Annotated in this window: 10 protein-coding genes; 5 read left to right on the top strand and 5 right to left on the bottom strand. The window is 59.2% G+C overall.

What is annotated here, in order from left to right; translation table 11 throughout:
* Positions 1-22 precede the first annotated feature (22 nt).
* Positions 23-763 carry a GAF and ANTAR domain-containing protein gene (locus Y707_RS0100860; protein WP_026533715.1) on the bottom strand — a complete coding sequence of 247 codons (741 nt, stop codon included), beginning with the start codon at positions 761-763 and terminating at the stop codon, positions 23-25.
* A gap of 303 nt (positions 764-1066) precedes the next feature.
* Between Y707_RS0100860 and Y707_RS29385 the strand changes: the two genes are divergently transcribed.
* Positions 1067-1234, top strand: a complete 168-nt coding sequence (locus Y707_RS29385) for a hypervirulence associated TUDOR domain-containing protein (RefSeq protein WP_333782824.1) — start codon at positions 1067-1069, stop codon at positions 1232-1234.
* A 1005-nt stretch (positions 1235-2239) separates the two neighbouring features.
* Here the strand turns inward: Y707_RS29385 and Y707_RS22335 are convergent.
* A complete protein-coding gene (locus tag Y707_RS22335) occupies positions 2240-2656 on the bottom strand; it encodes a hypothetical protein (RefSeq protein ID WP_051441501.1) in 417 nt (138 codons plus the stop codon).
* A 659-nt stretch (positions 2657-3315) separates the two neighbouring features.
* Positions 3316-3585 (bottom strand): hypothetical protein, encoded by a 270-nt coding sequence (locus tag Y707_RS0100850; RefSeq protein ID WP_035779755.1) that lies wholly within the window; start codon positions 3583-3585, stop codon positions 3316-3318.
* A 431-nt stretch (positions 3586-4016) separates the two neighbouring features.
* Between Y707_RS0100850 and Y707_RS0100845 the strand changes: the two genes are divergently transcribed.
* Positions 4017-4481: an SRPBCC family protein gene (locus tag Y707_RS0100845; protein ID WP_026533713.1), complete on the top strand. Its 465-nt coding sequence runs from the start codon at positions 4017-4019 to the stop codon at positions 4479-4481.
* 239 nt (positions 4482-4720) lie between these two features.
* On the opposite strand, the gene Y707_RS0100840 is transcribed toward Y707_RS0100845, so the two are convergent.
* Positions 4721-5137 carry an ester cyclase gene (locus tag Y707_RS0100840; protein WP_026533712.1) on the bottom strand — a complete coding sequence of 139 codons (417 nt, stop codon included), beginning with the start codon at positions 5135-5137 and terminating at the stop codon, positions 4721-4723.
* Between the two features lie 461 nt (positions 5138-5598).
* Between Y707_RS0100840 and Y707_RS22330 the strand changes: the two genes are divergently transcribed.
* The 3 genes from Y707_RS22330 (at position 5599) to Y707_RS31115 (ending at position 7771) form a co-directional block, all read left to right on the top strand.
* Entirely contained in the window at positions 5599-6219 is a 621-nt protein-coding gene (locus Y707_RS22330) for a hypothetical protein (protein ID WP_155852620.1), read from the top strand.
* A 261-nt stretch (positions 6220-6480) separates the two neighbouring features.
* Positions 6481-7317 (top strand): alpha/beta fold hydrolase, encoded by an 837-nt coding sequence (locus tag Y707_RS0100830; RefSeq protein ID WP_026533710.1) that lies wholly within the window; start codon positions 6481-6483, stop codon positions 7315-7317.
* A gap of 181 nt (positions 7318-7498) precedes the next feature.
* On the top strand, positions 7499-7771 hold the full coding sequence (locus Y707_RS31115; RefSeq protein ID WP_026533709.1) for an ANTAR domain-containing protein: 273 nt from the start codon (positions 7499-7501) through the stop codon (positions 7769-7771).
* Between the two features lie 353 nt (positions 7772-8124).
* Here the strand turns inward: Y707_RS31115 and Y707_RS22320 are convergent, their stop codons facing one another.
* Positions 8125-8565 (bottom strand): sigma factor, encoded by a 441-nt coding sequence (locus Y707_RS22320; RefSeq protein WP_051441500.1) that lies wholly within the window; start codon positions 8563-8565, stop codon positions 8125-8127.
* Positions 8566-9172 lie beyond the last annotated feature (607 nt).

Below are 9172 nucleotides of genomic sequence, written 5' to 3'. Positions count from 1 at the left end.
CCCACGGGAGAATCTGATGGGTTCAGTTCTCGAAGTGGGTTTCGGGGGCCGGCTGGCTAATGGAGGTAAGCATTCCGGCCGCGACGTCGCGTAGTTTGATGTTGCGGGCGCTGGAGGCGGCTTTGAGGATGGCCATTGCCGCGTCGTGGCCGCACCTGTTTTGTCCCATGATGATGCCGGCGGCGAGATCAATGGTGGTACGCGAAGACATCGCTGACTTAAGGTTTTCGCTCGTTTCGGTCAAATGTGCGATGTGAACCGCCAGGCGCAGGGACGCGGAGGCTTCACGGGCGAAGGTTTCAGCGGTCAACTGAGCATCCCCGGTAAAAGCATCTGCTGTGGTCGCGTAAAGCATCAGGGCGCAGCTCGCTTCCCCGTCCAACGGAATCGGAACCCCGAGAACTGAGCGGATCCCGCGTTCGGCGATAGCGCCCTGGTAATCCGGCCACTGATGATCCTGGCGGGTGTCCCGGATATGGGTGATGCGGTTGGTGCGTGCGGCGGTTAGGCAAGGCCCATCGCCAAAGGAATATTGCAGTTCATCAAATTTCTTGGCGTCTTCACTGCTGCTGGCAACCGTTTCGACCTTCCTTGGCCGCAGCAGCGTGATTCCGCACAGAACGTCATTGCCGGGCGAGGAAAGCCGCGCGACGGCCAGTTCCGACAGATTGTCGAGGAATTTTTCGACGTCACCGCTGTCCAAAACCAGATCCTGCAGGGAACCGGCCGCCGTCTCCGGGGTCGGGGGTTGCGCTGGGTGCATTGGTGTTATCGAAAGTCATGTAGGGGCCCCCTCGGTTAGCGTGTCCGCAGCCGCCGTACCGTCAGTATCGGTGATCCGGCAGCGGAAGACATCCATGCCGCCCTCTGCTGGATGACACCCCGTTCACACTACGCGCGTTTCCTCCCTGTAGGCGACGTCGTTCCTGGTTCCACCTCTGGTAGGAGTCCACGTCCCCGGATCCCAAAATCGAGGTTGAATTGGAGTAACGCATCAACTCAACCACCCCACATCAGGGAAGGGATAGCACCATGTCATTCAACAAGGGGGAGCACATAACCTGGAATACCTCTGGGGGGCACCCGCGGAAAAGTCATCGAGAAACTCGATAAAGAGTTCACCTTTGACCGGCAGAAGTTTAAGGCCTCCAAGGACGAGCCCTACTACATCATCGAGAGCGAAAAATCCGGTTCCCGTGCAGCTCATAAAGAAAGCACACTGAGCAAGGGCTGAGGCAAACCCGCGGCCGGGGAACGATGCCGCCAACACCACGCGGCAGAAACGCTACTGATGAACCGGGACCATGATCCATTGAAGACGTCCCCACACCCGAAAACTCGCAGCGCCCGCCGCCTGTCCTGTCAACGGCCCGCAACGGCCTTACCCGCCTGAATTGGGATGGCTCCCCTGCCCGTCCCTGGAGGATGATCATGGACAGGGAACCAGCACTTCCAAGACTATGCCTCCTGTTTTGCCCGGTCCACTGGTTTTGGAATATCCTTACCCGGCTAGACTCGCCTGCACAAACTCGGTGAACTCAGCGCCTAACGCATCAAGCAGCTCGACAACGGCCTCGGGAACTGGCGCACCCCGGGCAGGTCCCGATGCGGGGCGGACAGGTGGGATGCCCGCATGAACGGTCTGGAAGCCCTTCACTGCCTCCGCCGGGCGGCTGCCTCAGCGGGGTAAGAATGCCGGTGAGCATGAATGGTCTCTGGCGTTGTTTATTAACCGTCAGCGCCCGCCGGAGTAGAAACGATACGCTTCCGGCTCCCGGGCGGCCCGACTGGATGCAGTGGTTCCGGGCTGGAACACGAAGCCCGAATCACATCAGGGCAGGCGGGTAAGAGAGCACCATGCGGCGGTGATCCTGGCGGGGCTGGCCTCCGGTAGGTCGCCGGCGCAGATGGCGCGGATGACCCGATGTGCCGCAGCAGCTGCTGTTCGGCATGGCGCGCCACAACACTGGCTGGGCCGGCCGGCTCGAGGAAGCCCTAATGCAGCGCAGAAATCCTGCCCTGGAACACGGAACACACGCCGCGTACCAGCACGGCTGCCGCTGTAAAGAGTGCCGCTGATCACCGGCTACCGCCAACGCTCACAGAGGCGCTAAAAAGACCGGCAGGACCCGCGTGAGTCACGGTTGGAGGAACCATTCACCGAAACCCTGCAGGCAGGATAGGAGCCAGCGAGGGGCTGAACTTTCCGCGCTCCTGAAGGTGGCTGGTTTTCGAGGTATCAGTGGCGTGCGCCTGGGGTGAATGACCATGCGGTCACCCATACGATCCCGATCGTGAGCACCACCGCTATGGGAACGTGGAGCGACATGGCCCCGGTGGAGCCGAAGTGGGCTTGGAAGAAACTGAGCACGAATGACACGGCGACAACCATGACGGGCCACACCGCACCATGCTGGGATCGCCAATGGATTGCCGCGGCCAAGACGGTCAGCCCGAAGATGATATGTATCGCGATCGCCACCCCACCGTGTAAAGCGGTTGCAGACGGGCCTATCGCAAGGATTTGCCCGGCGGTGACGAACTGGAAGACCAGTGCCAGCACGCTGGCCATCGCGGTGATCCGCAGGACGTGAAGGGTAGCCGAACTCGGCCTGGATCCGTGGGCCTGCTCATCGCCAGTTGAAGCGTCGGTCATAAGTACTCTCCTTCAATGCGGATGGAACTTCTCTACGAGCGTGTCCGGCCGAATTACCTTCCGGGCTTTCTCATTCGCAGCTCGTTTTCCCTTATTGAACATTCATTGCGTTGAGCATTCGTTGTGAGTGGTCCCCGCGGATGGAAGTTCCGGGTCTCCCAGCAGACCCGTGCCAGGCCGGCACAGGAGGCCAAGTGGCCCACGGTGGCAAAGACCTTATCGACGCCTTCGGTCAGGATACGTTACTGCTGACTTGTCACCATCTAAACGCGGCTGGTCCTGTCGCCATCACCGAGCACCTGACACCTTTCGCTACGCGGTGACTACACCGCCTCCGGGACATCAACGACTGGGGGAAAATCATGCCAAAAGGTAACGGTGTTGGGGTCAGGCTAGCCTCAGGGCCGATGGCCCTGAGGCTAGGAGCGTCCCCTGTCTAGTTGAGTGGCCGGGAAACTCCTGCGTGGGCGGGATTGTGGGATGGGAAATCATCTGTGACGGGGTCATATCCGATCTAAACGCTGATACGGGATCACATGTATGGGCCGGCTTCCGGGCCTCCGGTGAGCCCACTGCAACATCGAACCAGCGCGGGACTACGCCCGCCCTGTGCTGGAATATCGAAGCGTCACGCTGCTACTCGGAAACACCGGGCGTCATCATTCATTGTCTGTTTTTGCAGGATTTCCGTCATCATCCTGTTCTTCCAGTGCCGGTTGATTGTCTCTCCTGCCCACCTCTCCTCCGACCGTTTCTTCAGCTGTCCCATCGCTTTCTTCCTGGTTAAGATGTTCGGTGACGGCTTCATCGAAGCTTTTCCTACCTTCGGACTCCGGCATTTTGGCCCCGGCTGACTTCTGGTCTGAAGCCTGCCCGGCACTTTCATGGCTGTTACTTCCAGACGGTGTCCGGTGTTTGTTGGTGTTCACAATGGTTCCTTCCATTTTTGAAGTACGGATCTGCACGGGAGCCTGGATAACTGCCGGATCTTACCGACATTTGTGCGGCAACGAACTCGACTTTGCCAACGCTGCAGCCCTTCGCATGGAAACGAGTTTGGCACCCACAAGTAATAGTAAGTATACTTGCCTTATTGCTCGCTCGGTGGCCACAACGTCCCCGCCGACGAAACGCTGTCTGAATATCAACGGGCGCCAGAGACTGGCACGGATCGCAACTCCTACAATGCCAATGCCACCACCGTTAGGAAAAGAATCACAGCGGCCCCCCTTGGTGAACGCTGCAGCATGATGGCACGACCACAAGCGACTTCCCCAAACTCGGAAACCGAACGGCTCAGCATCTCCGTGGGCCCTATCAGCGTCCAACGCGCTAAACCCAACTATGGTCAGGAGCAGACATGACAGAGGAAAAAATTACCGCAACGAGAAACATCGATGCCTCAGCGGATGTGATTTTTGAGGTGCTCTCCAATCCCGAACGGCACGCCCAGCTCGATGGCTCGGGCATGGTTCAGTCCGACGAAAAAACCGATCGCATCTCCGGCGTCGGGCAGGTTTTCACCATGAACATGCAGTGGGAAAAAATGGGTGGGGAATACAAGACCGACAACCACGTCACAGGTTTTGACGAGAATAAGCTTCTGGCCTGGCAAACGGCCGTCCAAGGCGAGGAGCCTCCCGGCTGGCAGTGGGTCTGGGAGCTTACACCCAAAGGGCCTGATTCCACGGAAGTTTCCGTCACCTACGACTGGAGCGGAGTCACGGACAAGGACATACTCAAAAAAGTCTCCTTTCCCGCGGTCCCCCGGGAAGACCTCGAATCCTCACTGGAAAACCTGGCTGCAACGGTTTCCCAGAAATAACCGCCAGACCTGCAGGAATCAGTGTGACGCCCGTTCCCAAACCGGGGCGGGCGCCACACTCTTATATTATATTAAAGTCGGCCACCGGATTCGACACGGGGCAGCGATGCCGCGCGCTTTTTACACGGGGCCGAGGTGGACGACTTTTCGCCGAACTGGGGACCGAAACAGGGCATTAGGAACTATGGATTTCGCCCCCGTCCCAACCAATCCGGCAATCCGTGCCGCTGGTTGGTTACCTACGGTTGCGATTGTCCGCGGATCTGATCCGTTAGGGTTGCCTCATCGGTGGCTCCCCAGCGTTCCACGAGTTTGCCGTTTTCGAACCGTCCCACTTGGATGCCGCGTACAGAGAATTTCCTGCCGGTGGGCTCCATGCCTTTGAAGGTTCCCTGATGGGTGCCGGAGACAGTTAGAACCACGGCCACATTCTCCTCGTCGGCCACGATGGTCTGCGGCTCGAGATTAACGTCCGGAAATGCCGTCCGGAAGGTGTGCCAGAAGTCCATGATTCCCTGCACTCCGGCTCCCTGGCCCGGCGCCGGGTCGTGGTCGACAACGTCGTCGGCAAATACTTCGCCCAACCGATCGAGCTGACCACTGACTATAAGCTCGCCCATCTTTTTCTGGGCTTCGAGATTCGCCTCACGTGACATGGATACTCCTCTACTTGTTGGAAGACCTCTACGGGCCAATTAGGACCACTGTTTCAGTCTTGCCTGCCGCCGGCGGATTTGGCTAGGGGCTCAGAACGATCACTGATCATGAACAGCAGGGCATCGTTGTAGTCGATATTCCCACCTGTGGCACCACCGGCACCGCACTCTTGCTTTGTACCGGCCCAGCTCAGCGTACGATCTCATCCTGCTGGTGATGGGGCTGTTCTTCACCCGTCCACGAGGCATATGGCACCCGCATCCGGTAAGCAAAGGCTGTTCTGTTCCATACTGCTGGCTTGTGGGGAAAACTCCCCAGCCAGTCATTGGAGGGATGACCAAGACACGGGAGCCAGCGGATAAAGGGTAGACAACATCCGTTCTTCCCGCCAAAAATCGATGAACACGGTGGTAGGTGCTTGGAACGGTAGGCCCGCAGTGCGGCGAAGACGGCGAGGAGTTTGTCCCTGTGGACCCTGGTCGCTGCCGCGACATTAGCTGCAATGTGCTCGGTGCTCACCTCCGATTCCCGCACCCGGGTACAAACGGTTCCTGCCTCTACCGTCGGGAACCGAACCGGGATCCGGGCCTTCGGGCTTCCCGCCGTCGGTGCTTACACATTGGGTGCCGGCAGTGCCGCGGTCTGGGTCGAGGGCCGGACACTTTTACAGCAAGTTGGCCAAATTGACGTCGGGACTTCAGCAGGAGCATGGGTGGTCCTGGGTGCCGGCGGCGCGGCAGCCGCACTCTTGGCCGGCTGGCTCAGCCGCCGCACAATTACGGTCAGCTGGCTAATAACCGCTACAGGAACTGGTGCCGCGACGGCATTCATTGGCCTGTTCGCGCAAACCATCAGCATTGCCTATACCGCTTCTGCACTGTTCGGCTTTGCATTCAACGCCGCAACGTCCGTTCTAATTATCTGGGCCGGGCGCATCCAGGCGGAGTCCGCCGCCGGAACTTCGCTGCTCCCATCGCCCTGGCTGCGGGGCAGGCGTCTGGATCCGCCCTCGGGGGAATACTCATCGACCAACTGGGCTTCAGCATGGCCTTCAGCACTGCGGCCAGCCTATGCATTCTGAGCGGATTAGCGGGACTCTGTCCAACGCAGTCCCTCAGAGGTTGCGGGGGAAAGCAGCGCTGACACCGCGACGCGCTTAAGGCCTCGAAAGGTAACCAGTCCGCGGGGCACCACGCGTCGAATGAACTGTAGAGGCAGGTTACTGTGCACGAAGTTGTTGGGCATGGCACCGGCCCTCGAGTGATCAGTGCTCGGAACTGAACAGTCGTCGATACGCACGCGCAAGACGGCGCAGTTGCACCGACAAGACGGAGGAATCAGCATGACTGAAATTACCGCCCACCACGGTCTGTTCAAGGACACCAACCTGCACGTCGACGACACCGGTGGCCCCGGCCGACCCGTCGTCCTCATCCATGGCTGGCCACAGTCCGGAGAATCCTGGAAGAACCAGATAACCGCGCTGGAGAGCGCAGGCTACCGCGTCGTGACCTATGATCGGCGTGGGTTCGGCCGCAGCGACAAGCCGACGAAGGGCTACACCTATGACACACTCTCCGAGGATCTGCACACGCTCCTGAATGAACTGGACCTGAACGACGTGACGCTCGTCGGTTTCTCCATGGGAGGCGGAGAAGTGGCCCGCTACTTTTCCCTCTACGGCCCGGAGCGGGTGCACAGCGTGGTCTTCGCCTCCGCAATACCGCCGTACGTGATGCAGACCGACGACAATCCGGACGGCCCGCTCACCGAGTCGGAGGCTGCGAAAATGACGGCGGACCTCACCAAGGACCAGGACTCCTTCTACGACGGTTTCACCACAAAGTTCTTCTCCGTTGACGGTGAGCTGAAGGTCTCTGAGCAGCAGCGTCAGGAAGCTCTGGCGCTATCCAACCAAGCAGACAAGAAAGCAGCCCTTGCATGCATGGCGGCGTTCGGAAGCACAGATTTCCGGGGGGACCTCCCGAAGGTAAGCGTGCCAAGTCTGATCCTGCACGGCGATGGCGACGGCGTCGTGCCGTTTGAAGGCTCCGGTCAACGCACGCAAGCAGCGATTCCCGGCAGCAGCCTTCACGTCATTGCCGGTGCACCACACGGCTGCAACGTCAGCCATGCTGACGAATGGAACCAGGCACTTCTGGACTTCCTCGCGAAATAGCCTGACCCCACACTGCTCGGCTCGCCGCAATCTGCCGCCGGTGGGTCTCCCACCCACAGGTTGTGGCATCCGCCCACCATCGGGTGGGTGCCACACCTGTATCCGCCCCGGCCAGCGGAGCAGACGGCCACTTATCCCACCGGATTTGTGCCGTTGCGGCAGCATCCCGAAGGGAAAACCTGTGAGCACCCGCCGACCGGATCCAAATGTCCTGTCTTCGAAACCGGACCAGGTACGGGTCCGCTTGTCAGAGCAGGCAAGGAAGATTGAGCACTTGGAATACGTCATAGCGGAGCGGGAAATGATCGGCGTGGCCAAAGGCATCCTGATGGAACGGTACAAAATCACTGCCGAGCAGGCTCATGGCTTCCTTGCCAGAGCCAGTGCGGACGCCGATGCCGCATTAGACCAGACCGCCGCACAACTCATCCGGGGAGACGAACTCACCCTGTAGTGTCTTCGCGCCATGGGATACCGGCAACATGAACGCTGAAGTACTCGATGAAGCCGACGACGTCCTTGATACCCTGAGGACTCACTGGACAAACACCAAATCTTCAAAGCAGCGTCAAATCAGATGCCGCCATGGTCACCATGACACTGCGCCCCATCAATGCCGCCACCCACGAATGGAACATCAGCAGGTAAAGCGCTCCCCGGTAGCACGCCATAACTTGAAGTGCCGCTCAGCGGGCGCGTGAGACCGGAATCCTTCGAGCCGTCATCGAAGAATCGCGTGGACCCGGTTTCCTGGACCATTCAGCGACCAAGCCCTCCCTTTGAAGCGGATGAAGCAAGGAAACCGGCTCAGGTGACGTCGTTGCGTCCGGGGCCTTTGGTGCTTTCCCTGAAGTTATTGCCGGCCGCTGCCAGCCGGTCGACAAGCTCCGGCGCAGGATCGTGCTCATGGTGCCCGGACCGCATTTCATATTTGAGATTACGATCCATAAACGGCTGCTCGCTGTGGACTCTATCCACGGCCCGGCGATGGGCCATCATCAGAAGCCACGTCATGGGACTTCCGGCACCAGGGTCGTACTTGTGGGCGTTGAACCAGATTAGGACATATACGTCCTGGGCGGCGTCCTCGCTTAATGCCCGGTCCAGGAGCACTCTTCGGATCGCACCGTAAACGCGGGTAACCGTTAGAGCGTACAGTTCCTCAAACACGTTGACCTCGCGTTGGGCCACACGGGCAACCAGGCCCCCCAGATCAGGGAAACCGCTCGCTGGTTGAGCCAAACTCATCCCCCGATCTTCCCTGGGCGTGGATGCCTGGCAGAACTCTTTCCTAGATTCGCACATAACCGGCCAACCCTTGAGCCAGAGTCATTGATGAGTTACGCAAGCGAAACCAATACCGGTCTCCACCCGGTCGTTTCCGAACAGGACACCCATGTTGTTCAATGTTCGGGCTCCAACAGGTTGAGCATCGGGCCGGACCGGCTCGTCGTGGGTGTAGGGTAATCATCACCTCATGCAGGACTATGGTCTGGTATTTCTTCCCGGGCCGGTGCCGGTAAGCAAAAAGATTTCTCTTCGATTTCTTTCTGCTTACCGGCATTTTTGCTCAGTGCGGCGACCGCTTCAAGATCGAAAGACACCAGCATGTGTCACGGATAGATAACGATCAAGACGCCGGTGTATCCGGGAACGGCGGGAACTGACAGTCTGTGACAGGTGATTCGTGTGTGACAACTTCCTGGAAGGGTTCCCTTAGACCAATCCGTGAGGGCGGGCACACCGAATGACTTGTATGCGGGTCCAAAGGTGGACTCCATGAACCTCATGAGGAGAAAACTGTGTTGAAGAAAAAAGTACTTCTGCTGGCCCCCGCCGTCGCGCTGGGCCTGAC

This window comes from Arthrobacter sp. H14 (genome assembly GCF_000520495.1).
Lineage (GTDB): Bacteria > Actinomycetota > Actinomycetes > Actinomycetales > Micrococcaceae > Arthrobacter_C.
Note: the sequence above shows the minus strand (reverse complement) of the source record. Positions and strands in the feature narration are given on the sequence as shown.